This is a genomic window from Pseudonocardia lutea (assembly GCF_042658055.1).
GTDB lineage: Bacteria > Actinomycetota > Actinomycetes > Mycobacteriales > Pseudonocardiaceae > Pseudonocardia > Pseudonocardia lutea.
The window spans coordinates 175,964-199,403 of record NZ_JBHSQK010000044.1; the positions used below are offsets into that span (position 1 = coordinate 175,964).

The window sequence follows — 23,440 nt, forward strand, 5'->3', positions numbered from 1 at the left end:
TCCGGGCCCCGCACCTGCTCCCCGTGTCCCCGCCGCGGGTCCGTCAGCCCGCGACGGCGCGGTAGCGGCCCGGCTCCACCTCCGCGACCACCCCGGTCCGGACGAGCCGGGCGAGGTGCTGTTCGGCCGTGCGCGCCTCGACGGTCTCCACGTGCGGGGCGTCGACGTGGGGCCGGTAGACGAAGCGGTGGTCGACGACGTCGGCGAGGGTCCGCGGCTCGGCGAGGAACTCCGTCAGCGCCGCGTCCCGCCGCCCGATCACCTCCCGATAGGCCCGCAGCCGGTCACGGAACTCCTCCGCGCCCTCGATCACGCCCTTCTGGTGGAAGGTGCCGAACCAGCGCGCGTCGACGGACCCGCAGATCTCGATCGACCGCTCGAAGCCCTCGAGGCTGCTCACCCGGTCCCCGTAGTAGGGACCGAAGGAGGTCAGGTCGATGTCGGCGATGTAGAGGAAGCCGTCCGGCTCGACCAGCAGCCCGCAGTGCCCCGCGGTGTGCCCGGGCAGGTGCACCACGGTCGCCGTGCGGTCGCCGAGGTCGAAGCGGTGGCCGTCGGGTACGCCGACGGCGTCGGGGCGGCTGCGGACCCGGAACTCCTCGGCCAGGGATCCCGCGAACCGGGCCGTCGCGTCCTCGGGAAGGCCGTACCCGGCAAGCAGCACCTGCGTGTCCTGCACCGCGGGCAGGTCGGCGGTGTGCACGTGGACGGGGGCCTCGAACGCGTCGATCGCCACCAGGTGGTCCTCGTGGGCGTGGCTGACCACGACGGCGTCGGCCTGCGGCAGGGCGTCCTGCTCGATCAGGGCGAGCGACGGGTCCACGAGGAGCGTGCCCGCGCTGCCGCGGATCAGCAGGGAGTTCCCGTACGGGTACCCGCCGCCGTTCGCCGCCCGCAGCAGCGTCACCCGCCCGTACTCCTCGGGTGTCCATCCCGTCGTCCCCATCGACGCCTCCCGTCGCGCACCGTTGCTCCCCGTAGTTCTGCCCGTTCGCCGCGGCCGGCGTCAACCGGTCCCGGGCGGGGTCACGGAGCGCCCGTCCCGGCGGCGCCCGCGGTCACCGGGCGCGTCCGGCCGCGACCGTGCCGCGCGCGGCGTGGTCGACGGTCGGCCACGCCCCGCCCTCGATGCGGGCGGCGTAGTTGGCGTGGGCGGGTGAGCCGGGTGGCCAGGAGCGCAGGAACTCGGCGTGCCACCGGTCGTGGTCGTAGCGGACGGGCAGGGCGTCGACGCGCACCCCGGCGAGGGTGATGCCGTAGAGGCCGTCGCCGGGTGGGCGCGGGTCCGCCGACACCCGGGTGAGGAGGCCGAAGCGAGTTCCGGCGAAGTTCGGCAGGCCGGCGCACCCGTTGTTCGCGACGACGAGCCGGCGGCCCTCGTGCTCGTGGTCCTGCATGAAGGGGAGCCCGGTGTGGGTGCAGCACAGCGCGTCGACCTCGGCCCGGCGGCACCAGTCGACCACCTGGGCCTCCGTCGTCGACGGGCCGGCGAACGCGGTGTGCCGGCGGGCGTCCCGGTCGGGCGGGTCGACCGCCTCGAGCGCGAGCCGCCACCCGGCGAGGCTCTCCGGATCACCGTGCACGATCCCGACGCGGCGGTCCCCGACGGCCACCGTGAGGTGCCGGGGCAGCTGCGCGAGCCGACCGCGGACCCCGGGGTCGGCCGGACCGGGGCTCGCGCGGAGACGTTCGACGACGAGGTTGGAGTTCGCGACGACCGGCTCGGCGACGTAGTCCGGGTAGTCGCACCCACAGCCGACCGTGTCGTCGTCGACGGTGAGGGCGTACTCGACGTTGCCCTGGGTGGCGTGGTGGGCGTGCACGCCGGCCTCGACCGTCCGGAAGCGGTCGGCGTCGACGTCGAGGTAGTGGAAGTCGCCGTTGAACACGATCTCGGGCGGGACCGGCTCGGCCTCCGCGCGGGCCAGGACCGCGTCGAGCGCGTGCGCGTTGCCGTAGAGGCCGCCGACCACGTACAGCGTGGTGCAGGCGAACGACGCCGGTCCCGCCAGGTCCTCGGGCCGGTGGCGGTAGGCCACCGGGCAGCTGCGTCCCGGGCCGGGCACGGCTACACCGCCGGCTCGCCGAGGAGCGTCCGGACGAGGTCGCGGACTCTCGCGTCGATCTCGTCGCGGATCGGGCGGACCTCGTCGACGCTGCGACCGGCGGGATCGGTGACCGACCAGTCGAGGTAGCGCGTCCCCGGGAGGACCGGGCAGGCGTCGCCGCACCCCATGGTGATGACGACGTCGGAGAGCTCGACCGCGTCGGTCGTCAGCTTCCTCGGTTCCTCGGCCATCAGGGCTCCTCCCGGAGGGTCCGGCGCGATCAGCGCCGCGGCGCGGCGAGCGAGACGGAGACGAGCGCGACGAGGACGGGGACCTCGATCAGCGGTCCGAGACCCCGGCCAGGGCTCGGCGGGGCGTTCGGCCGGGCTCACGCCGGCACACCCGCGGGCTCGTCGGCGGGGTCCAGGGTGAGGACGTCCCCGAGCATCCGCAACGTGCGCGGCGAGACGCGGTAGTAGATCCAGGTCCCGCGCCGGTCGCCGGTGATCAGCCCGGCCTCCTTGAGGACCTTGAGGTGGTGGCTGATCGTCGGGCCCTTCAGGTCGAACACGCCGGTCAGCTCGCACACGCACGCCTCGCCGCCCTCGTGGGAGGCGATCAGCGAAAGCAGCCGCAACCGGACCGGGTCGCCCAGCGCCTTGAACACCCGGGCCAGCTCGACCGCGCGGTGCGCGTCCAGGGGTTCGCTGGTCAAGGGGCTGCAGCAGGCCGGCGCGGACACGTCGGCGACCGGCAGGGCTTGCTTCGACATGCGCCTATCTTGACAGCTATCGAACCAAGGGAGCAACCTCTGTCTCGACATCCATCGAAACAGGGAGGACGCCATGTCCCGTGTCCAGCTCGCCCTGCGGGTCGCCGACCTCGAGGGCTCGATCGACTTCTACCGGTCCCTGTTCGGCGTGGAGCCGGCCAAGCGCCGCCCCGGCTACGCCAACTTCGCCGTGGCCGAGCCCCCGCTGAAGCTGGTGCTCATCGAGGGCGAGCCGGGCGGCCCGACGGTTCTGGACCACCTCGGCGTCGAGGTCGGGACCAGCGCCGAGGTCCGCGAGGCCGTCACCCGGCTCTCCGGGCTGGGCCTGTCCACCCGGGTCGAGAACGACACCACCTGCTGCTACGCGCTGCAGGACAAGGTCTGGGTGCACGGCCCCGGCACGGAGCCGTGGGAGGTCTACACCGTCAAGGCCGACGCGTCCGGCGCCACGTCGATCCGTCCGGCGGGCGCCTCGCCGGACGCCTCCTGCGAGTGCGGCACCCCCGCGGGGCTCACGGACGAGGCGTCGGCGCCGTGCTGCCGCTGAGCTGAGTCCCGGGCGAACCGGTCCGACCCCGCTCCGGTGCGCCCCGCGACGACCCGGGAACCCGCGAAACCTGGACGGCGGGACAGCCAAGTCTGGACAAGGCGTTCTGCAGGACGACGCTCGCGGGAATCTTCGGGGAGCGGGTCCTCACTCCTTGTTCCGAACCCGCAACGGCGCGGCCGTCCGATGGGACCCGCAACGGCGCGGATCATCCCATCAGGGATCGGACGGCCGCGCCGTCTTCCGTCGGGGACAGGGACGAGGACGCGGAGCCGGCCGGTCCCGCCGGGACCGGGGAGGACGGCCCCCGGGGAAGGGGACGAGCGCCGTGCCGGGAGAGCCGCGCCAGAACGGCGTCGACCGTGGCCGTGACCTGCGCGCCGACCTGGCCCGGACCTCCCGGGACCTGCACCGGGCGTGCGAGGAGACGGCGCAGCAGCACGAGCGCCTGCACCGCAACCGGCGACCGCCGACCTCGTTCGACCACCGCACGGCGGCCAAGCACTGGCGCGCGATCGGCGAGCAGGCCCGCACCGCGGCTCAGCAGTGGACGGCGGAGCTCGACCGCGCCCAGGCCGACCACCGACCGATGCAGACCGTCGACGACCTGCTCGACGCCGCGCTCGGCCGGCTCTTCGCCGCCGGGCTGCGCCTGCACCGCGTCGCCCAGGAGTTCCCGGAGCCGCAGCGGTGCGGGCTCGCCGCGGTGGCCGACGATCTCGACGCGGCCATCGCGGACCTGCGGCACGCCTCGTTCCGCCGGACCCACGACCCGCACCACGATCGGTGGTGAGGCGAGGCGTACCCCTGGCACCCAGCACGGTCACGATCTGCCCGCCGTACGAGTGACCGGCGACGACGAACGGCCGCGCGGACCGTCCGGCGTCGGGGCCGGCCCACCCACGGGGGCGAGCGCGGGCTCGATCAGGGGTTCCGGGGAGACGTGCGGGCGCGATCGGCACCTGCGGCACCATCGCGACGGCTCGTCGCCTCCCCGAGCTCGGGCAGGTACCTGAGGATGTGCGCGGACATGTCGGTGGCGGCCGACACCACGCCGTGGCCGAGCGTGTCCTTCTCGCGCATCTCGCTTGCGATGGCCTCCAGGAGCCGGGCGACTCCCGACATCACGTACTCGCCGGGGAACCGGTCCCCGAAGATCTGCTCCGCGCGGGCCACACGCAGGGCCGTGGCCGCCTCCGTGAGCAGGGCCGGATCACCACGGAGCGCCCAGCGGCCCGTGGGGTCGACGGTGTCCATGTGAGGCGCTCCCTCCCCGTCGAGTCGGTCCCGGCTCCGCCCCCGGGGCCGCCCCCGGCGGCGGGGACCGCGTCCGTCATCCGACCGGGTGCGCCCCGGCGGCACTTCACCCGCTGCGGGCGACGAGCCGAGCAGCGGGCGGGCCGACCGTGGCCGCCCGCGGCCGGACGGCCGCGGGCCGGTGGCTCAGCGCGGGCCGGCGAGCCCGGCCGCGGTGTCGTCGAGGGACACCGCCGCCCGGCCCGCCTCGAGCCGGGCGACCGGGACCCGGAAGGGGCTGCAGGAGACGTAGTCGAGCCCGACGTGGTGGAAGAAGTGGACCGAGTCGGGGTCGCCCCCGTGCTCGCCGCACACCCCCATCTTCAACCGCGGCCGGGTCTGCCTGCCCTCCTCGACGGCGAGGCGGACGAGCCGGCCGACGCCGATCTCGTCGAGGGTCTCGAACGGCGACACGGTGAACACGCCCTTGTCCAGGTAGGCGGCGAAGAAGGCGGCCTCGACGTCGTCGCGCGAGAACCCCCAGGCCGTCTGCGTCAGGTCGTTGGTGCCGAACGAGAAGAAGTCCGCGGCCTCGGCGATCCGCCCGGCGGTGAGCGCGGCCCGCGGCAGCTCGATCATCGTCCCGACCGGGATGTCGAGCGTGACGGCCTCGCGCTCGGCGACCTCGGCGAGGATGCCGTCCGTCTCGTCCCGGATCAGGTGCAGCTCCATCACCGACCCGACGAGCGGCACCATGATCTCCACCTCGGGCCGGCCGCCCGCCTTGATGCGTTCCGCGGCGGCCTCCGCGGCCGCCCGAACCTGCATCGCGAACAACCCCGGTACCACCAGGCCCAGCCGGACACCGCGCAGCCCCAGCATCGGGTTCGACTCGTGCAGCCGCTCCACCGCGGCGAGCAGCGCCTCGTCCGCGGCCGGGTCCTCCCCGCGTTCCCGGGCCACGGCCACCCGGACCGCCAGCTCGGTGCGGTCGGGCAGGAACTCGTGCAGGGGCGGGTCCAGCAGCCGCACCGTGACCGGCAGGCCGTCCATCGCCTCGAACAGCGCCACGAAGTCGCCCCGCTGCAGGGGCCGCAGCGCCTCGAGTGCCGCGTCGCGGGCCGCGGCCGAGTCGGCCAGCACGAGCCGCTCGATCAGCGCCCGCCGCTCACCGAGGAACATGTGCTCGGTGCGGCAGAGGCCGACACCCTGGGCCCCGAGCCGGCGGGCGCGGGCCGCGTCCTCCCCCGTGTCGGCGTTCGCCCGCACACGCAGCCGCCGGGTGGCGTCGGCGTGGGACAGGATGCGGTGCACCGCGAGCACGAGCTCCCCGGTCTCCTCGTCCGCCCGGTCCAGCACGGCCTCGAGGCCCTCCTCGAGGTACCGGGCGACGGGCGAGGGGATCACCGGCACGTCGCCGAGGAAGACCTCGCCGGTGGAGCCGTCGATGGCGATCATGTCGCCCTCGGTCACCACCACCTCGCCGACCCGGGCCGTGCGGGCCGCCGTGTCGACGTCGATCGCCTCGGCCCCGCACACGCACGTGCGTCCCATCCCCCGTGCGACGACGGCGGCGTGCGAGGTCTTGCCGCCCCGGCTGGTCAGCACCCCGGCCGCGGCGATCATGCCCTCGAGGTCGTCCGGGTTGGTCTCGCGCCGCACCAGGATCACCGGCTCGCCGGCGGCGTGGCGTGCGACGGCGGCGGCCGAGTCGAACACCGCGGCGCCGACCGCGGCGCCCGGCGACGCCGCGAGGCCCGTGGCGAGCAGCCGTCGCTCCGCGGACCGGTCGAACTGCGGGAACATCAGCCGCGCCAGCTGCTCCCCGGTGACGCGCTGCAGCGCCTCGTCCAGGGTGATCAGCTGCTCGTCGACGAGCTGGGCGGCGATCCGGAACGCGGCGGCGGCGGTGCGCTTGCCGACCCGGGTCTGCAGCATCCAGAGCTTCCCGCGCTCGATCGTGAACTCGATGTCGCAGAGGTCGCGGTAGTGGGTCTCGAGCCGGCGCATCACGGCGTAGAGCTGCTCCGCCGACGCCGGGTCCCGCTCGGCGAGGTCGGCGAGCGTGAGCGTGTTGCGGATGCCGGCGACGACGTCCTCGCCCTGCGCGTTCGGCAGGTAGTCGCCGTAGACGCCCTGCTTGCCGGTGGCGGGGTCGCGGGTGAAGCACACCCCGGTGCCCGAGTCCGGGCCGAGGTTGCCGAACACCATGGTGCAGACGTTGACCGCGGTCCCGAGGTCGTGCGGGATCCGCTCGCGGCGGCGGTAGAGCCGGGCCCGCTCGGTGTTCCACGAGTCGAACACGGCCTTGATCGCCAGGTCGAGCTGCTCGCGGGGGTGCTGCGGGAACGGCCGGCCCGTCTCCTGCTGCACCACCTTCTTGTAGACCTCGACCAGCTCCTCGAGGTCGCCCGCGGTGAGGTCGACGTCCTGGGCGGCGCCCCGCTCGCGCTTGCGCGCGTCCAGCGCGTCGGCGAACAGCGCGCCGTCGATGTCGAGCACGGTCTTCCCGAACATCGCGATCAGGCGCCGGTAGGAGTCCCAGGCGAACCGCTCGTCGCCCGACACCGTGGCCAGCCCGCGGACGGAGGCGTCGTTCAGCCCGATGTTGAGGACGGTCTCCATCATCCCGGGCATCGAGAACTTGGCCCCCGACCGCACCGACACCAGCAGCGGGTCCTCGGGGTCGCCGAGCTGGCGGCCGATCCGGTCCTCGAGCGCACGCAGCGCCCGGGTCACCTGCACCCGCAGCTCCGCGGGCACCACCCCGTCGGCCAGGTACCGCCGGCACGCCTCGGTGGTCACCGTGAACCCCGGCGGCACCGGGAGCCCGAGCCGGGTCATCTCCGCGAGGTTGGCGCCCTTGCCGCCGAGCAGGTCCTTCTGGTCCTTGCCGCCCTCGGTGAACTCGTAGACGTACTTGTGCATCGGCCACCTCACACGTCGTCGGGCAAGGACATCCTCGTCCGCTGTCGAGCCGGGTCTCCGATGCTGCCGTGCCCCGGCGGCCGGGACCAGACCCGGCCGACGGATCGTCGCGACGCACGGGCCCGCCTCGATCCGGTGCGGACGGAGGCGGGCCGCGCGGCGGCAGCCCGGCAGAGGGCCCCGCGCGGGGAGCGGACCGGCGGTCGGGAAGGGGTCCGGGGCGGGTCGCGCACCGCTCCGGCTCCGGGTCCGGCGCTCTGGTGCCGGCCCGGTGCGCGTCCCACGCCTGGGGGGCGGGCGAGGGCCGTGCGCACCGGGCCGACCTGGTTCCAGCGTGCAGCGGCGGGCCCCGCCGGGCAACGGCCGAACCTGCGCATTCGAATCTCCGGGACCGCTGCGCGGGGCGGCCCGTGGGCGCACGCTGATCCCGTGTCGGTCAGTACGCAGAGCCCACCGGACCGTCCGCTGACGATCCAGCAGGTGAGCGCGCTGCTCGCCGTGCCGGTCTCCACCCTGCGCACCTGGGAGCACCGCTACGCGGTGCCTGGCGTCGTCCGCACCCGCGGCGGGCACCGCCGCTACCCGACGCAGGTGATCGACGAGCTGCGCATCATCCGCGACGAGATCGCCCGGGGCCGGCGCGCCGGCGACGCCGCGTCGACCGCCCGCCTCCTGGTCGACTCCGACGAACCCGGCCGCGACCTCGTGGACCGCTTCCTGGGCGCCGCCCGAGCCCTGGACCAGCGCGGGATCCGCTCCTGTCTGGACGATTCCGCCCGACGGCTGGGCCTGGGCGCCACGGTCGACCTGGTGCTCGTGCCCGCCATGCGCAGGATCGGGCACTGGTGGGAGATCGGGACCTGCGACGTCGGGCACGAGCACCTGGCCACGGAGGCGGCGCGGACCTGGCTCGCCCGGAGCGTGGCGTTCGCGCCCGAGCCGCGCCGCGACGGGTGCGTCCTGCTCGCCTGCGGCCCGCGGGACCTGCACTCCCTGGGACTGGAGGCCTTCGGCATGCTCCTCGCCGCGGACGGCCGGGCCTGCCGGGTGCTCGGCGCGCGCACCCCCGTCCCGAGCCTGACGATCGCCGCCGAGACGCCGGACGTGGTCGCCGTCGTCGTGGTCTCCCACCTGTCCCTCGGCCGGCGGGCGGCGGTCGCCGCCCTCGACGCCGCGGCGGGGCTGGGCACGCCAACCTTCTTCGCCGGCAACGCCTTCCTCTCCCGCCCCTCCCGCCGCCGCGTGCCCGGCGTCTACCTGGGCGAGAGCCACCGCGACGCGGCACGCCTCCTCGAGGAGACCCTCGGGCGGCGGTGACCGGGCGAGCGCCCTGGTCCGGCGGATCGGCCGGGGACCGCGGACAGGATCGGTGCGCTCCGTCAGCCGGACCGGCGGGCGTTGAGCCGGGCGGCCTGGCGCGTCAGGTGGTCGCGCTCGGCGAGGGTGGGGGCCTTGTGGGCCGCCTCGGCGTACAGCCGGGCCGCCGTCGGCAGGTCGCCCGCCCGCTCGTGGAGGTAGGCCGCCACCGCGGTGTGCCGTGGCAGGGACTCGTCCAGCTCCGCGAGCGCCGCCAGCCCGGCGCGCGGGCCGTCGGCCTCGCCGACCGCCACCGCGCGGTTGAGCCGGACGACCGGGCTGTCGGTCAGGCGGGCGAGCTCGTCGTACCACTCGACGATCTGCACCCAGTCGGTCTCCTCGGCGGTGGGCGCGTCGGCGTGGAGGGCCGCGATGGCGGCCTGGGCCTGGAACTCGCCCAGCCGGTCGCGGGCCAGCGCCGCCTGCAGGATCGCGACGCCCTCCGCGATCGCCGCCGTGTCCCAGCGGCTGCGGTCCTGCTCGGCGAGCGGCACCAGGCTGCCGTCCGGCGCGGTCCGGGAGGCACGCCGGGCGTGGTGGAGCAGCATGAGCGCGAGCAGCCCCGCCACCTCGGGGTGGTCGATCGCCGCTGCGAGCCGGCGGGTGAGCCGGATGGCCTCGGCGGCGAGGTCGACATCGCCGGAGTAGCCCTCGTTGAAGACCAGGTAGAGCACGCGCAGCACGGTGGCGACGTCGCCGGGCCGGTCGAGGCGCACTCCGGCGACGGTGCGCTTGGCCCGGCTGATGCGCTGCGCCATGGTCGCCTCGGGCACCAGGTAGGCCCGGGCGATCTGGCGGGTGGTCAGCCCGCCGACCGCGCGCAGCGTGAGCGCGACCGCGGACGAGGGCGTCAGGGAGGGGTGGGCGCACAGGAAGTAGAGCTGGAGCGTGTCGTCCACCGCGGGCGCGGGCCCGGGCGCGGGCTCCTCGTCGACGAGGTCCTCACGCCGGCGGCGGGCGGCGTCGGCCCGGGTCGCGTCGAGGAACTTGCGCCAGGCCACGGTGACCAGCCAGCCCTTCGGGTCCTGCGGCGGGTCGGCCGGCCACACGCGGACCGCCTCGACGAGCGCGTCCTGCACGGCGTCCTCGGCCGCCGCGAAGTCGGCTCCGCGGCGGACGAGGACCCCGAGCACGCTCGGCGTGAGGTTCCGGAGCAGGGCCTCGTCCACGAGAGGGCTCAGTCCGTGACCGTGGGCGGAGCGGTCAGGAACGGGCGCACCTCGAGCCACTCGTGGATCGGCTTGCCGCCCGCCCCGGGGGCGGCCGAGAGCTCCGCGGCCAGCTCGAGGGCGCGCTCGTAGCTGTCGACGTCGATGACCATCCAGCCCGCGATGAGGTCCTTGGTCTCCGCGAACGGGCCGTCGGTGACGGGCGGGCGGCCCTCGCCGTCGTACCGGACGAACGTCCCCTCCGGGGCGAGCGCCTGGCTGTCGACGAACTCGCCGGTCCCCTCGAGCCGGGTCGCGAAGTCCCGCATGTACTGCATGTGCGCGGAGATCTCCTCCTGCGTCCACTGGTCCATGGGGACGTCGTTCGCCGCCGCCGGGGCGCCGCGGTAGTGCTTGAGCAGCAGGTACTTGGCCATCGTCGTTCTCCTCGTCCTGGTGCGACCCGGTGTGGTCGCTCGCACCCCCGGGACGCGGCCGAGTGCGGGTTCTCGACATCCTCCCCGGAAAAATCTTCGTCGTCGCCCGGAAATCGTCCTCGACCGGTGCGCTAGCCGGGTCGTCGGGCGGAACCTCCGGAGCCGGAGGCTGTTGCCGACCACGAACACGGAGCTGAACGCCATCGCGGCGCCGGCGAGCATCGGGTTGAGCAGGCCCGCGGCGGCCAGGGGCAGGGCGGCCAGGTTGTAGGCGAACGCCCAGAACAGGTTGCCCTTGATCGTCGCCAGCGTGCGTCGGGACAGCCGGATCGCCTCGGCCGCGGTGCGCAGGTCGCCGCGCACCAGGGTGATGTCGGCGGCCTCGATCGCCACGTCCGTGCCGGTGCCCATGGCCAGGCCGAGGTCGGCGCGGGCGAGCGCGGCGGCGTCGTTGACCCCGTCACCGACCATGGCCACGACCCGGCCGCGGGCCTGCAGGTCCTCGATCACGGCGAGCTTGTCGGCCGGGAGCACCTCGGCGATCACGGTGTCCGGACCGGGGTCGATGCCGACCTCGCGGGCGACGGCCTCGGCCGCGGCACGGTTGTCGCCGGTCAGCAGGATCGGGGTGAGCCCCAGCCCGGTGAGCTGCGCGATCGCCTCGGCCGAGGTGTCCTTGACCGCGTCGGCCACCACCAGCACCGCCCGTGGCTCGCCGTCCCAGGCCACCGCGATCGCGGTCCGGCCCCGGGCGGCCTCGGTCCGGACGGCCTCGGCGAGGTCGCCGGTCAGCGGCCGGCTCCGGTCCTGCAGCAGCCGCGGACGCCCCACGAGCACGGCGTGCCCGTCGACGACGCCCTGCACGCCCAGGCCCTCGTGGTTGGCGAACTCCGCCACCGCCGGCAAGGCACCGACCCGCTCCCGCGCCGCCCGGGCGACGGCCGCGGCGACGGGGTGCTCGGAGGCGTCCTCCAACGCCCCGGCCAGCCGCAGCACATCCCGCTCGTCGACGCCCTCGGCGGTGTGCACGCCGACGAGGGTCATCCGGCCGGTGGTGACGGTGCCGGTCTTGTCCAGGACCACGGTGTCGACCCGGCGGGTGGACTCCAGCACCTGCGGACCCTTGATCAGGATCCCGAGCTGGGCGCCGCGGCCGGTGCCGACCAGCAGCGCGGTGGGAGTCGCCAGGCCGAGCGCGCACGGGCAGGCGATGATCAGCACGGCGACCGCGGCGGTGAACGCCGCCGCCGCACCGGCCCCGGTGCCCAGCCAGAACCCGAGGGTGATCGCGGCCAGGGCGATCACGACCGGCACGAACACGCCGGAGATCCGGTCGGCCAGCCGCTGCACCTCGGCCTTGCCGGTCTGCGCGTCCTCGACCAGCTTGGCCATCTGCGCGAGCCGGGTGTCGGCCCCGACCCGGCGCGCCTGCACGACCAGGCGGCCGCCGGCGTTGACCGTCGCCCCGACGACCTCGTCGCCGACCCCGACCTCGACCGGCACGGACTCCCCGGTGAGCATCGACGCGTCGACCGCGGAGCTGCCCTCGACCACGGTGCCGTCGGTGGCGATCTTCTCCCCGGGCCGGACCACGAAGCGGTCCCCCACGGCCAGTTGCGCGACCGGGATCCGCACCTCGCTCGTGCCGTCGGGGCCGCCGCGCAGCACCGCGACGTCCTTGGCCCCGAGCTCCAGCAGCGCGCGCAGGGCCGCACCGGCGCGCCGCTTGGAGCGGGCCTCGAAGTAGCGCCCGGCCAGGACGAACGTGGTCACCCCGGCGGCGACCTCGAGATAGAGGGTGCCCGCCCCGTCGGCCCGGCTGACCGTCAGCTCGAACGGATGGGTCATGCCGGGCATCCCCGCGGTGCCGAACAGCAGCGCGTAGAGCGACCACCCGAACGCCGCCAGGGTGCCCAGCGAGATCAGCGTGTCCATCGTCGCGGCGCCGTGGCGCAGGTTCGCCCACGCCGCCCGGTGGAAGGGCCACGCTCCCCACACGATCACCGGCGCCGCGAGGGTCAGGGAGATCCACTGCCAGGAGGTGAACTGCCACGCCGGGACCATCGCCAGCGCGACGACCGGCACCGACAGCACGGCCGACACCAGCAGCCGCTGCCGCGCGGCCCGCAGCTCGACGGGCTCCTCGCCGGGTCCCTCCGGCGCGTCGGCGCGCGGCGGGGCGGGCGGCTCGGGCAGCCGGGCGCCGTAGCCGGCGGCCTCCACGGTGGCGATCAGCTGCTCGGCCGCGACCCCCTCCGGGGCGTGGACGTGCGCCTTCTCGGTCGCGTAGTTCACCGTGGCGGTCACGCCGTCGAGCTTGTTGAGCTTGCGCTCGATCCGGTTGGCGCACGACGCACAGGTCATCCCGGTGATCGCGAGCTCGACGTCCGTCACGGACCCGGTGGCCGGCGCCGGGACGGGGCTGGTGGTGGTCATCGGTGGCCTCCGCCCGTGGTCCCGGTGTGGACGTCGTCGTGCGGGGCGTCGGCCGGCTGCCCGCCCGCGGGCGCCGGACCGGTCGGCCCGGTGGGGACGGTGAACTCGGCGGTGCGCACGGTGTCGGCGTGCTGGAAGTCCAGGAACAGCCGGTAGGTGCCGGTGGAGGGCACCTCGGCGACGAACCGGATCTGCGGCCCGGCCGCGGTGCGCCCGTCTCCGGGGCTGCCCTCGGGGTGCACGTGCAGGTAGGCCAGGTCGGTCGAGCGCAGCGCGACGAGGTGGCCGTACGCACCCAGGTAGGGCTGCAGATCGGTGACCGGGGCGCCGTCCTTGGTGACGGTGAGCGTGAGCGCGGAGGACTGCCCCGCGGTCAGGTCGCCGTCGAGCCGGACCTGGTAGCCGTCGACCTCGGCGACCCGGCTGGCCGGGTACCGGGCGGGGGTGTAGGAGCCGGCCGCGGACAGGTCCATCCCGAGCGTGGTCGCCGGGCCGCCGGTCGGGGTGAAGTCGGCGAAGGCCCGGTAGACCCCGCCGGCGGGGACGTCGACGCGGGCGCGCCACGTGCCGTCGGGGTCCATGGTCGGGTGCAGGTGCTGGTAGCCGACGGTGTCGCGGCGCACCACGATCAGGTGCAGCCGCTTGGTGTGCTCCTCGTCGAACGCGGTGACCGGGGCCCCGTCCGGCCCGGTGATGCGGAAGGCGAGATCGCCTGCGGTGCCCGCGGTCAGCGTCGACGCGGTGGGCGTGAGGGTGTAGCCGCCCCTGCTCGACGCCAGCCCGGCGGGCTGGTCCGACCGGTTCGCGGCCTCCGGGGCGGCGTCGCCGTGGATGTCCCCGTGCCCGGCGACCTCGCCGCCGGGCGGGCCCGCGGGCGCGGCCGTGGCCGTCGCGGCGCCGTCGAGGGGGCCGACAGCGGATCCGGTCGCGTACGCCCCGACTGCGAGCAGGGCGAGCGCCGCGCCGTAGGCGGAGAGCTTCGCGAGAGTGTGCATGGTCCGTTCCCTTGCTCGGTGGCCGATCGGCCGGTGGGGACAGCGGTTCGGCAGCTCCGGCCGTCCCTCGCCGGAACATACCCTAGGGGGGTACCCTATTCAAGGCCGTCCGGGTGTCACCGCCCCGCGACCGGGTACGAGCTGGTGGCCGCCGTGGACAGTGCCGCGGGATCTGGTCCACCATGACCGCTCCGGATGCCCGTCCCGGGTAGGGGTATAGCGCCGCAGAGGGGAGGGAGCGTGCGGGAGTTCGTGCCGGTCCTCGTCGCCCTCGGCGTGGTCCTCGCGCTGGTCGCGCTGGTGTACGGGCTGGCCCGTGCGGTGCGGCCCGATCGCACGGCGCGGGAGGTGCTGCCGTTCAGCGGTGGTCTGCCCCCGGCGCAGCACGCGTTCTCCCGGTTCCACGTCCGCTGGTACCCGGTGACCATGGTCTTCCTGGCCTTCGACATGGAGATGGTGTTCATGTACCCGTGGACCCTCGTGGTCTCGCGGGTCGGGGCCGCGGCGGTGGTCGAGATGTTCCTGTTCCTCGGGATCCTGCTGGCCGGCGTGGTCTACGCCTGGCGCGAGGGCGCGCTGCGATGGACCTGACCACGCGCCTGGTCCGGCTGGCCGGCGCGCGCCCGCACGCCCTCGTGGTCGCGGCCCGTGGGGGCACCGCCGGCCGGCTGGCGGTCGAGCGCGAGCTGGCCCGCCGCGGCTGGCCGCGGGCGACGAGCCCGGGCGACGCCGATCTCCTGGTCCTCGTCGGGGTCCCCGGCGCCGAGCTCGCCGCGGCCGCCGACGCGGTGTGGGCGGCCGTCCCCACTCCGCGGGCCCGGTGCCGGGTCGACCGGCCCGCCGCGGTCGCCGAGGTGCTCGACCGGGCGGCCGCGGACCTCGTCACCGCCGGCCGTGGGTGGGGGGTGCTCGAGGAGCAGCATGCCGCGCGGACCAGGCCGGATCGGGCGTACGACGAGGATCCGGCGAGCGGACACGACCAGCACGACGGGCACGCGTCGCAGGGCGGCCACGGGTCGCACGGCGGGGACGAGCAGCACAGCGGGCACGGGTCGCACGGCGGGCACGGCTCCCACGGCGCGCACGGCGGGCACGGGGGAACGGAGATGCCGGGCGGGCTGCCGATGGCGGATCTCGGGGAGGACCGGGACGGCCTGATGCTCGACCGGCTGCAGGTCGGCCTCGGCCCGGTGCTCCCCGACTGGCCCGCCGGGCTGGTACTGGACCTGACCCTGCAGGGCGACGTCGTCCAGGAGGCCTCCGCGCGCCTGGTCGACGATCCGGTCGCCGGCTCGTTCTGGACCTCCGGTCCTCCGGAGGACGCACCCCGACGGGCGGTCGCACGGGAGCTCGACGCGCTGGCCCGGGTGCTCGGCGTCGCCGGCTGGGAGGACCCCGCGGCGCGGGCCCGCCGCCTGCGCGACGACCTGCTCGGGGCACCGCGCGACGACTCGACCGAGGTCCTCTGCAAGGCGGCGGCACACCTGTCCCGCAGGGTGCGCCGCTCCCGCACGCTGCGCCGGATGCTGCGCGGGCTCCCGGACGTCCCGGCCCTGGTCGCCCTGCGGCTGGCCGCCCTCGACCGCGCCCTCGACCGCGCCCTCGACCAGGTCCTCGAGCATGTCCTCGGCCGGGCCCTCGACGCTGCCGTCGGCTCCGGCCGCACGGACGTCGGACAAGCGCACGGCGGGCACCCGACGGGCCCGACCCGGCTCGGGCCGGCCGAGCTGGAGCGGGCCCTCGTCGGCACGGAGCTCGCCGCGGCCCGCCTGCTCGTCGCCGCCGCCGACCCCGACACGGAGACGAACACCGACCCCGGCCTCGACACGCAGACCGACACCGCCCCGGGCGCGGACCGCCACTCCCGGTCCGGCGACGAGGTCGCCGCCCACCACGGCCACGCCGCGCCGAGCGGGCACCCCGGCCCCGGCACCGAAGGGGACCCGGACCGTGGATGAGCCGACGCCGGTGCCCGCCGCGCCGGGCGCGCTGCCCCTGTGGTGGGTCCTCGTGCTCCCGCTGCTGCTGGTCGCGGTGACCTGGGCGGCGGTGACCTGGGACGCCGTACTGGCCGCCCGCGCGGCCGGCCACCCGGCGGACCTGCGGGCCCCGGTGCGGGAGGTGGCGCGACTGCTGGTGGGCCGGCGCAGGCGCACCGTCGCCGCCGATCCCGTGCTGTGGCGGCTCGGCCCCGCCTTGCTGCCGGTGGCGGCCGTGCTGGTGGCGGTGGTGATCCCGCTCGGGACCCGGCCCGTCGCCGACCTCGGCGTCGGGATCGTCTGGTTCAACGCCGTCGAGGTCCTCGGCTGGGTCGCGGTCTGGACCGCCGGGTGGGGGCCGAACAGCCTGCTGTCGCTGGTGGGCGGGTACCGGTTCGTCGCCCAGGGCCTGGCCTACGAGCTCCCCCACATGTTCGCGATCATCACCGCCGCCCTCGGGGCGCAGAGCCTGCGCGTCACGGACATCGTGGCCGCCCAGCAGGACCTGTGGTTCGTCGTGCTGATGCCGGTGGCCTTCGTGGTCTACCTGGTCTCCGCGGCGGCGATCGCGTTCTGGGGGCCGTTCGACGCCCCGGTCGCCGGCGATCTCGCGGGCGGCGCCGGCGCGGAGCTGTCGGGGGTGGATCGGCTGCTGTTCACCGCCGGGCGGTGGCTGCTGTTCGTGGCCGCGGCGGCGATGGCGGTGCCGCTGTTCCTCGGCGGCGGCGCCGGTCCGTGGCTGCCCGCGTGGGCGTGGGTGGCGGTGAAGACCCTCGCCGTGCTCGCCGTGCTGGTCTGGCTCGCCCGCCGGTTCCCGACGATCCGCATGGACCGGTTCACGGAGATCTCCTGGGTCGTGCTCGTGCCGCTGACGATCGCGCAGGCACTGGCCGTCGCGCTCGTCGTCCTCGGAGAAGGAGGCCCGTAGATGGTGGCCGTGTTCTGGGTGCTGGCCCTCGCGGCGGTGGTGTCGGGGTTCGCGGTGTTCCGGCTGAGCTCCATGGCACGGGTGACCTTCGCCCTGCTCGCCTCGTTCCTGGCGGTGGCCGGGATGGTCGTGCAGCTCGGGCTGGGCTACCTGGGCGTGGTGCTGGCGCTGATGATGGTGATGGAGATGGTCGTGATGGTCGTCTTCATGATCATGTTCATGATGAACCCGGCCGGGCTGATGCCGATGGCGATGTACCACAACAAGCCCGGCGCGATGACGATCTCGGTCACCACCTTCGTCGCGCTCGCCGCCGGGATCCTGCTGGTCGACTGGCCGGAGCGGGCCGGGGAGCCGCCGACGGACCCGACGTTCGCGCTCGGCCTGTCCCTGATGGGCGGGCAGATGCTCACGATGATGACCCTGGGCGTCACGTTGTTCGCCACGATCGTCGCGACGGTCGTGCTGGCGACGGGCCGGGGCCGCTACGACCGGCTGACCGACGGGCTCGACGCCCGGGCCGCCGCCGACCCGGCCGGCGGGGGTGTCGGCCGGTGATCCTGCAGCTGTTCCTGCTCACCGCGGCCGGGCTGTTCGCCATCGGCCTGTACGGGGCGCTGTCCCAGCAGTCCATCGTCATGCTGATGATGGGGCTCGAGCTGATGCTCAACGGCGTCCTGCTGGCCGCCGCGGCGCTGTGGTACTTCCTGGCCCCGGCCGGCACGGAGGGACAGGTCCTGATCGTCGTGGTGATCACCGCGATGGCGGTGGAGATGGCCGCGGGCTTCGCCGTGGCCACCGCGATCTACCGGGCGCGGCAGGTCGACATGACCGACGGCGCCGCGGACCTGAGGGGCTGACCTGCCGTGCTCCTGGGGTGGCTGATCGGGCTCCCGCTCGCCGTCGGCGCGGTAGTGGCCCTGGCCGACCTGCGTCCCGCGGGTCCGCGCGGCACCGGGCCGCGGGGCGCGGTCGTCGCGGGGGTCGGCGTGGTCGCCGCCGCGACCGTCACCACCCTCTCCGTCATCGCCGCAGCGACGCGGCCGCAGGCGGAGACGGCCTTGTTCGCCGGGATCCGGGCCGGGTGGGCGGTCGACGCGCTGTCGGCCGTGCTGGTCGTGACCGTGGCCGTCGCGACGCTCGCGGTGCTGGTCTTCGCCGCCGGCGAGCCGGAGCTGCGCACCGGACGCTTCACCGGCCTGATGCTGCTCTTCGCCGGCTCGATGCTGGCCACGGTCACCGCCACCTCGCTCGCCCCGCTGCTGATGGCCTGGGAGGTGATGGGCGCGGCGAGCTGGGCGTTGATCGGCTATGCCCATCGGGACCCGGCCGCGGTCGGTGCCGCCCACACCGCGTTCCTGACCACGCGGTTCGGCGACCTCGGGCTCTACCTCGCGGCCGGGGCGGCGCTCGCGGGCGGGGCCGCGGCCCTGGCCCTCGACCAGCTCGCCGGGGTCGCCGCGGGTTGGCGGGAGGTCGTCGCGGCCGGGGTGGTCGCGGCGGCGCTGGGCAAGTCCGCGCAGCTGCCCTTCGCCTTCTGGCTCTCCGGCGCGATGCGCGGCCCCAGCCCCGTCTCCGCCCTCCTGCACTCGGCGACCATGGTGGCGGCCGGCGCCTACCTGCTGCTGCGCACCTCCCCGCTGCTGGGCGCGGTCGGCTGGGCCGGCCCGCTGGTGGCCTGGACCGGCGCGCTGACCGCACTCGGGCTCGGGCTGGTCGCCGTGGCGCAACGCGACCTCAAGCAGCTCCTCGCCGCCTCCACCTGCGCCCAGATCGGCTACATGGTGCTCGCCGCCGGTGCCGCGAGTGCCGCGGCCGGCACCGCCGCCACCGCGGCGGGGGCGCTGCAGCTGGTGGCCCACGCGGCCACGAAGAGCCTGCTGTTCCTCGCCGCGGGCGCCTGGCTCACGGCCCTGGGGACCAGGCGGCTCGACCACCTCGACGGCGCGGCCCGCCGGTTCCCGCTGGTCGGCGTCACGTTCACGGTCGGGGCGCTGTCGCTCGCCGGGATCCCGCCGCTGTCGTTGTGGGTGGCCAAGGACGCCGTGCTCGCCTCGGCGCTGACCTCGGCGCTGCCCGGCGCGCCCGCGCTGTACGCGGTGGGGCTCGCCGGTGCCGCCGTCGCCGCGGTCTACAGCGCGAAGGCCGTGTGGTTCGTCTGGCGGCCGGCACGAGCGGTCCCGGACACCGCTCCCGGGCAGGAGCCGACCGGGCAGGAGCCGACCGGGCAGGTCCCGCGTCCGGCTGCGCCGCCGCTGGTCGTGCTCGCCGCCGGCGCCGCCGGGCTCGGGATGCTCCCGCTGGTCGGCCCCACGATCCTGGCCACGGATCCGCCCGCGGCGTGGGAGCTGGCGCTGTCCGCGGTGGTGGCGGCCGCGGCCGCCGGGTGGGCCTGGCGCCGCGGCGGCCGGCTGCCGGCGCCGGCGCTGCTGCGGGACTGGCTGCGCCTGGAGCCCGCCGCCCGGGCGCTCGTGGTCCGCCCGGTCCTGGCGGTCGCGCGCGGCCTCGCCCGGTTCGACGACCGGGTCCTCGACCGGGCCGTGGACGACAGCGCCCGGGCCACCGTGCGCCTGGGCCGAGGCCTGGACCGCCGTGGCGAGGGGGCCGTGGACGGCACGGTCCGCGGGCTCGCCGGCGCCGCGCGCGTGCTCGGGCGGTGGGCCCGCCGCCCGCAGACCGGGCAGCTGCACCAGTACTACGCCCAGGCGTCGGTGGCGTTCGCACTGCTCGCCGCGCTGGCCGTCGTCGTGGTCGTCGTGGGGTGAACGATGCTGTCGCTGATCGTGTTCCTGCCCGCCCTCGCGGCGCTGGTGCTGCTCGCGCTGCCCGCCCGCCTGCCGGCTCGCGTGTTCGTCGGCGCCTGGATCGCCGTCGCGCTCGCGGACCTGGCGCTGGTCGTCGCCGCCTGGGTGCGGCTGCCCGCCGGCCCGGGGTTCGGGTACGAGGAGCGGCTGCCGTGGATCCCGTCGGCCGGGATCTCCTACCACCTCGGGGTCGACGGGCTGTCGCTGCCGCTGCTGGCCATGACCGGTGTGCTGTTCCTCGCCTGTGCGGTGTTCGCGCTGCGCGAGACGCACCGGGTCAAGGCCTACGTCCTGCTGTTCCTGGCCCTGCAGACCGTGTGCCTGGGCCTGTTCGCCGCGCTGGACCTGATCCTGTTCTTCCTGTTCTTCGACCTGTCGATCGTGTTCATGTACTTCGTGATCGCCGGGTGGGGACACGCGGAACGGGCCCGGGCGGCGGCGCTGAAGTTCTTCCTCTACACCTTCCTCGGCTCGCTGGCCCTGCTGCTCGGGTTCATCCTGCTGTTCCTCGCCGCCGAGCCGCACACCTTCGACGTCGTCGAGCTCGCCGCGGCGAACCCGCTCGCCGCGGGCGGGCCCTACGCCGGCCTGACCCTGCTCGCGATCGGCGTCGGGCTGGCGATCAAGACGCCGACGGTGCCCTTCCACACGTGGCTGCCGCCCGCGCACACGGAGGCCCCCGCGACGGGGTCGGCGATCCTGGCCGGGGTGCTGCTGAAGATGGGCACGTACGGGCTGGTCCGCATCGCGATGCCGCTGCTGCCCGCGAGCTGGCGGCAGTACGCCCTGGTCGTGCTGCTGGTCGGGGTGGTGTCGGTGGTCTACGGCGCGCTCGTCGCACTCGCGCAGACGAACCTCAAGCGGATGATCGCCTACACCTCGATCAACCACATGGGGTACGTGCTGGTCGGGCTGGGCGCGGCCGGGCTCGTCGCCGCCGGTGACGCCCAGGCCCGGACCCTGGCCACCACCGGCGCGCTGGTGCAGATGGTGTCCCACGGCCTGATCACCGGGGCGCTGTTCCTGCTCGCCGGGGTCCTGTACGACCGCGGCCGCACCTACGAGCTGGGCGACTGGTCCGGGCTGGCCGCCCGCACCCCGCGGTTCGCCGCGCTGTTCGCGATCGCCGCGTTCGCCTCCCTCGGGCTGCCCGGCTTCTCCGGGTTCGTCGCCGAGTTCCAGATCTTCACCGGGTCCCTGCCCGCGGCCCCGGTCCCGGTCGCGTTCGCCGTCACCGGGATCCTGGTCACCGCCGCGCTGTTCCTGGTCGCGCTCCAGCGGATCTTCCTCGGTCCGCTGCGCACCCCCGACGCCCCGGGCACCCCGCGCCCGCTCCCGGACCTGCGGCCCGCGGAGCTGGTCGCGATCGCGCCGCTGCTGGGGCTGGCCACGCTCATCGGGCTCGCCCCCCGCGTCCTGCTCGACCTCGTGGAGCCCGCCGCGGCCGCCCTCAACACCCTGGTCACCCGATGACCGGAGCGGAGCCGCCGGCGGTACCGCCGTGGAGATGACGAACGAGGACCCCGGTGCACTGGTCCCGGAGCTCGCGCTGCTCGGCGCCGCCGTGCTCGGCCTGCTGGCCGGGTCGTGGCTGCCGCGCGGGCGGCAGTGGCCGGTCGCGCTCCTCGCCGTGGCCGCCTGCCTGGCCGGGCTCGTCGCCACGGCCCTGGCCTGGGCCCGCCCGTCGGAGACGGTGTTCGGCTCCTACGCGATCGACCCCACCACCAACGCCACCCGGGTGATCGTGCTCGTCGCGCTCCTGCTCGCCGCGGGCGCCTCCGTCGACACCGCGGCCGGGAACCGCCGGGAGACCGAGTACTGGGTCCTGCTGCTGCTCGGCGCCCTGGGGGCCGTCCTGATGGCCGGGGCCACCGACCTGCTGCTGCTGTTCGCGGCCTTCCTGCTCGCGAGCATCCCGCTCTACGCCCTGGTCGGCTGGGCCCGGGGCGCGCCGGCGACCGAGGCGGCGATGAAGTACTACCTCTCCGGCGCCTTCGCGGGCGTCACCATGGTCACCGGCGTGACGCTGCTCTACGCCGCCGGCCGCGCCACCGCCTACGGCCCGCTCCGCGAGAACCTCACGGTCGCCGCGGCGGGTGGCCGGTCGATGCCCGCCCTGGCCGCCGTCGGGCTGGTCGCGGTGCTCGCCGGGCTCGCGTTCAAGGCCGGCGCGGCCCCCGCGCACTTCTGGGTGCCCGACGTCAGCGACGGCGCCCCCGCCCCGGTCGCCGGGATCGTCACCACGCTCCCCAAGATCGGCGCCCTGGTCGCGGTCTTCCGGCTGTTGCCCGCCGCGATCCCCGCCGCGGCGGTCGCCTGGCCGCTGCTCGTGGCGATTCTCGCCGCGGTGTCGATGACCCTGGGGAACCTCGCGGCGTTCTTCCAGACCTCCGTGCAACGCCTGCTCGGGTACTCCGCGGTCTCGCAGGTTGGCTACGTGCTCATGGCCGTCGCCGTGGCCGGCCGCACCGCGCAGGCCGGTCCGGCCCTGCTGCTCTACCTCGGCGCCTACGCCCTCACCAACCTCGGCGCCTTCGCCGTCGCCGCCGCGGTCACGACCCCCGACGGGGCGGCGCGCACGATCGACGACTTCCGCGGCCTCGCCCGCCGCCACCCCGCCCTGGCCGCCGCGCTCGTCGTCTGCCTGCTCGGGCTGGTCGGCACCCCGCCGACGGCGGTGTTCCTGGGCAAGCTCGCCGTGTTCACCGCCGCGGTCGACGGCGGCATGGCCTGGCTGACCGTGCTGGCCCTGGTCAACACCGTGGCCAGCCTCTTCTACTACCTGCGCTGGATCGCCCCGGTGTTCGCCCCGGACCCGGAGGCCGACGCGGCCGCGCCGCAGCGGACCCGGCCCTGGGCGACCGCCGCCGCGGTCGCCGCCGCCGCGGCGACCCTGGTGCTCGGGGTCGGCGCCGGGCTGGCCCTCACGGGGCTGCCGACCCCGCCCGCGAACCCCTGACCACGCCGTCGCGCGCCGGGAGGAGCAGCCGCGGCAGCCCCGGGAACTCGTCCGGGCGGTGGCTGACGACGAGGGCCGTCCGCCCCGCGGTGACCGCCAGCAGGGTGGCGCAGACGTGCGCGGCCGCGGCGGCGTCGAGGTGCGCGGTCGGTTCGTCGAGCAGGAGGAGCGGACGGTCGGCGAGCAGCACCCGGGCCAGGCCGAGGCGCTGACGCTCGCCACCCGACACCGCACCACCCTGCCGGCCGACCGGGGTGTCGAGCCCCTCCGGCAGGCCCGCCAGCCAGTCCCCGAGACCGGCCCGGCGGAGCGCGGCGGCGAGGTCGTCGTCCGTCCCGTCCGGGCGGGCGAGCAGGAGGTTGTCCCGCAGCGTGCCGTCGAACAGGTGGGCGGAGGGGCCGCACCAGCCGATGCGGGAGCGCAGGTCCTCGCCCCGCAGGGCGCGCGCGTCCACATCGTCGAGCAGCACCGCGCCCTCCCGCGGGTCGAGCAGGCGCATGAGGGCCGCGACCAGTGTGCTCTTGCCGCTGCCCGTCGGCCCGGCCAGGACGAGCCGGGTGCCGGGGCCGAGCAGCAGGTCCACCCCGGTGACGGCGTCCGTCTCCGCGTCCGGCCACCGCACGGCGAGGTCCTGTGCCGCGAGGGTGCGCCCGGGCGGGGCCGGGAGCGGATCGGCAGGCTCCGCCACCGCCGCGGGCGCCCGCTCCAGCTCGCCCAGCCGGCGCGCCGCGGGCAGCGCGGCGGCCAGCCGGTACGCCGCGTCGGGCAGCAGCGCGACCAGCTCGGCCGTCGCGAGCGGGGTCAACGCGAGGAGCGCGAGCGCGGTGCCGAGCAGCGCGCCGGCCCACAGCGCGGGGATCCCGAGCG

The 23,440-nt window shown here is 75.6% G+C and carries 20 protein-coding genes and 2 pseudogenes; 11 read left to right on the top strand and 11 right to left on the bottom strand.

The window, feature by feature from the left end:
• Positions 1 to 43: 43 nt before the first annotated feature.
• From ACFQH9_RS18390 to ACFQH9_RS18405, 4 genes and pseudogenes are all read right to left on the bottom strand, one after another.
• Positions 44 to 946: an MBL fold metallo-hydrolase gene (locus ACFQH9_RS18390; protein WP_379567367.1), complete on the bottom strand. Its 903-nt coding sequence runs from the start codon at positions 944 to 946 to the stop codon at positions 44 to 46.
• A gap of 112 nt (positions 947 to 1,058) precedes the next feature.
• Positions 1,059 to 2,066: a hypothetical protein gene (locus tag ACFQH9_RS18395; protein ID WP_379567368.1), complete on the bottom strand. Its 1,008-nt coding sequence runs from the start codon at positions 2,064 to 2,066 to the stop codon at positions 1,059 to 1,061.
• Positions 2,067 to 2,068: 2 nt separating this feature from the next.
• Positions 2,069 to 2,302: pseudogene (locus ACFQH9_RS18400) on the bottom strand (low molecular weight phosphatase family protein); the annotation flags it as partial.
• A gap of 134 nt (positions 2,303 to 2,436) precedes the next feature.
• Positions 2,437 to 2,820: an ArsR/SmtB family transcription factor gene (locus ACFQH9_RS18405; RefSeq protein ID WP_379567369.1), complete on the bottom strand. Its 384-nt coding sequence runs from the start codon at positions 2,818 to 2,820 to the stop codon at positions 2,437 to 2,439.
• A gap of 73 nt (positions 2,821 to 2,893) precedes the next feature.
• Between ACFQH9_RS18405 and ACFQH9_RS18410 the strand changes: the two genes are divergently transcribed.
• Positions 2,894 to 3,367: an ArsI/CadI family heavy metal resistance metalloenzyme gene (locus tag ACFQH9_RS18410; protein ID WP_379567370.1), complete on the top strand. Its 474-nt coding sequence runs from the start codon at positions 2,894 to 2,896 to the stop codon at positions 3,365 to 3,367.
• 328 nt (positions 3,368 to 3,695) lie between these two features.
• Positions 3,696 to 4,160, top strand: coding sequence for a hypothetical protein (locus ACFQH9_RS18415; RefSeq protein ID WP_379567371.1), 465 nt, complete (start codon positions 3,696 to 3,698; stop codon positions 4,158 to 4,160).
• A gap of 131 nt (positions 4,161 to 4,291) precedes the next feature.
• Here the strand turns inward: ACFQH9_RS18415 and ACFQH9_RS18420 are convergent, their stop codons facing one another.
• Together ACFQH9_RS18420 and ppdK are read right to left on the bottom strand one after the other, a co-directional pair.
• Complete coding sequence (locus ACFQH9_RS18420) at positions 4,292 to 4,624, bottom strand: hypothetical protein (RefSeq protein ID WP_379567372.1); 333 nt, start codon at positions 4,622 to 4,624, stop codon at positions 4,292 to 4,294.
• 186 nt (positions 4,625 to 4,810) lie between these two features.
• Positions 4,811 to 7,531, bottom strand: coding sequence for a pyruvate, phosphate dikinase (gene ppdK, locus ACFQH9_RS18425; RefSeq protein WP_379567373.1), 2,721 nt, complete (start codon positions 7,529 to 7,531; stop codon positions 4,811 to 4,813).
• Positions 7,532 to 7,960: 429 nt separating this feature from the next.
• Between ppdK and ACFQH9_RS18430 the strand changes: the two genes are divergently transcribed.
• Entirely contained in the window at positions 7,961 to 8,848 is an 888-nt protein-coding gene (locus tag ACFQH9_RS18430; RefSeq protein WP_379567374.1) for a MerR family transcriptional regulator, read from the top strand.
• A 62-nt stretch (positions 8,849 to 8,910) separates the two neighbouring features.
• Here the strand turns inward: ACFQH9_RS18430 and ACFQH9_RS18435 are convergent, their stop codons facing one another.
• The 4 genes and pseudogenes from ACFQH9_RS18435 to ACFQH9_RS18450 all read right to left on the bottom strand — a co-directional run bounded on the left by ACFQH9_RS18435 (position 8,911) and on the right by ACFQH9_RS18450 (position 13,903).
• Positions 8,911 to 10,056, bottom strand: coding sequence for an RNA polymerase sigma factor (locus tag ACFQH9_RS18435; RefSeq protein WP_379567375.1), 1,146 nt, complete (start codon positions 10,054 to 10,056; stop codon positions 8,911 to 8,913).
• 8 nt (positions 10,057 to 10,064) lie between these two features.
• The gene (locus tag ACFQH9_RS18440) at positions 10,065 to 10,472 is read right to left on the bottom strand and encodes a YciI family protein (RefSeq protein ID WP_379567398.1); all 408 of its coding nucleotides are present in this window, start codon (positions 10,470 to 10,472) and stop codon (positions 10,065 to 10,067) included.
• A 147-nt stretch (positions 10,473 to 10,619) separates the two neighbouring features.
• Positions 10,620 to 12,908: pseudogene (locus tag ACFQH9_RS18445) on the bottom strand (heavy metal translocating P-type ATPase); the annotation flags it as partial.
• Entirely contained in the window at positions 12,905 to 13,903 is a 999-nt protein-coding gene (locus ACFQH9_RS18450) for a hypothetical protein (RefSeq protein WP_379567376.1), read from the bottom strand. The gene ACFQH9_RS18450 and the pseudogene ACFQH9_RS18445, both read right to left, overlap by 4 nt.
• Positions 13,904 to 14,143: 240 nt before the next feature.
• On the opposite strand from ACFQH9_RS18450, the gene ACFQH9_RS18455 reads away from it, so the two are divergent.
• From ACFQH9_RS18455 to ACFQH9_RS18490, 8 genes are read left to right on the top strand one after another with little or no spacing between them, the layout of a single operon-like run.
• The gene (locus ACFQH9_RS18455) at positions 14,144 to 14,494 is read left to right on the top strand and encodes an NADH-quinone oxidoreductase subunit A (protein ID WP_379567377.1); all 351 of its coding nucleotides are present in this window, start codon (positions 14,144 to 14,146) and stop codon (positions 14,492 to 14,494) included.
• Positions 14,485 to 15,861, top strand: a complete 1,377-nt coding sequence (locus tag ACFQH9_RS18460) for a hypothetical protein (protein ID WP_379567378.1) — start codon at positions 14,485 to 14,487, stop codon at positions 15,859 to 15,861. Before ACFQH9_RS18455 ends, ACFQH9_RS18460 begins: the two co-directional genes overlap by 10 nt.
• A complete protein-coding gene (locus ACFQH9_RS18465; RefSeq protein ID WP_379567379.1) occupies positions 15,854 to 16,810 on the top strand; it encodes a complex I subunit 1 family protein in 957 nt (318 codons plus the stop codon). The genes ACFQH9_RS18460 and ACFQH9_RS18465 overlap by 8 nt, the downstream gene beginning before the upstream one ends.
• On the top strand, positions 16,811 to 17,368 hold the full coding sequence (locus ACFQH9_RS18470) for an NADH-quinone oxidoreductase subunit J (RefSeq protein ID WP_379567380.1): 558 nt from the start codon (positions 16,811 to 16,813) through the stop codon (positions 17,366 to 17,368).
• Positions 17,365 to 17,670 (top strand): NADH-quinone oxidoreductase subunit NuoK, encoded by a 306-nt coding sequence (locus ACFQH9_RS18475; protein ID WP_379567381.1) that lies wholly within the window; start codon positions 17,365 to 17,367, stop codon positions 17,668 to 17,670. Before ACFQH9_RS18470 ends, ACFQH9_RS18475 begins: the two co-directional genes overlap by 4 nt.
• A gap of 6 nt (positions 17,671 to 17,676) precedes the next feature.
• Positions 17,677 to 19,575 carry a proton-conducting transporter transmembrane domain-containing protein gene (locus ACFQH9_RS18480; RefSeq protein ID WP_379567382.1) on the top strand — a complete coding sequence of 633 codons (1,899 nt, stop codon included), beginning with the start codon at positions 17,677 to 17,679 and terminating at the stop codon, positions 19,573 to 19,575.
• A gap of 3 nt (positions 19,576 to 19,578) precedes the next feature.
• Positions 19,579 to 21,087: a complex I subunit 4 family protein gene (locus ACFQH9_RS18485; RefSeq protein WP_379567383.1), complete on the top strand. Its 1,509-nt coding sequence runs from the start codon at positions 19,579 to 19,581 to the stop codon at positions 21,085 to 21,087.
• 34 nt (positions 21,088 to 21,121) lie between these two features.
• Positions 21,122 to 22,573 (top strand): NADH-quinone oxidoreductase subunit N, encoded by a 1,452-nt coding sequence (locus ACFQH9_RS18490; RefSeq protein WP_379567384.1) that lies wholly within the window; start codon positions 21,122 to 21,124, stop codon positions 22,571 to 22,573.
• Here ACFQH9_RS18490 and ACFQH9_RS18495 read toward each other — a convergent pair.
• A partial coding sequence (locus ACFQH9_RS18495; RefSeq protein WP_379567385.1) for an ATP-binding cassette domain-containing protein occupies positions 22,539 to 23,440 on the bottom strand: 902 nt, incomplete at its 5' end. The genes ACFQH9_RS18490 and ACFQH9_RS18495 overlap by 35 nt on opposite strands.

Bases quoted from the DNA above. Each gene is read 5' to 3' on its own strand.
- ACFQH9_RS18390 (WP_379567367.1), bottom strand. From the start codon at position 946: ATGGGGACGACGGGATGGACACCCGAGGAGTACGGGCGGGTGACGCTG.
- ACFQH9_RS18405 (WP_379567369.1), bottom strand. From the start codon at position 2,820: ATGTCGAAGCAAGCCCTGCCGGTCGCCGACGTGTCCGCGCCGGCCTGC.
- ACFQH9_RS18410 (WP_379567370.1), top strand. From the start codon at position 2,894: ATGTCCCGTGTCCAGCTCGCCCTGCGGGTCGCCGACCTCGAGGGCTCG.
- ACFQH9_RS18420 (WP_379567372.1), bottom strand. From the start codon at position 4,624: ATGGACACCGTCGACCCCACGGGCCGCTGGGCGCTCCGTGGTGATCCG.
- ppdK (WP_379567373.1), bottom strand. From the start codon at position 7,531: ATGCACAAGTACGTCTACGAGTTCACCGAGGGCGGCAAGGACCAGAAG.
- ACFQH9_RS18440 (WP_379567398.1), bottom strand. From the start codon at position 10,472: ATGGCCAAGTACCTGCTGCTCAAGCACTACCGCGGCGCCCCGGCGGCG.
- ACFQH9_RS18450 (WP_379567376.1), bottom strand. From the start codon at position 13,903: ATGCACACTCTCGCGAAGCTCTCCGCCTACGGCGCGGCGCTCGCCCTG.
- ACFQH9_RS18460 (WP_379567378.1), top strand. From the start codon at position 14,485: ATGGACCTGACCACGCGCCTGGTCCGGCTGGCCGGCGCGCGCCCGCAC.
- ACFQH9_RS18470 (WP_379567380.1), top strand. From the start codon at position 16,811: ATGGTGGCCGTGTTCTGGGTGCTGGCCCTCGCGGCGGTGGTGTCGGGG.
- ACFQH9_RS18485 (WP_379567383.1), top strand. From the start codon at position 19,579: ATGCTGTCGCTGATCGTGTTCCTGCCCGCCCTCGCGGCGCTGGTGCTG.
- ACFQH9_RS18490 (WP_379567384.1), top strand. From the start codon at position 21,122: ATGACGAACGAGGACCCCGGTGCACTGGTCCCGGAGCTCGCGCTGCTC.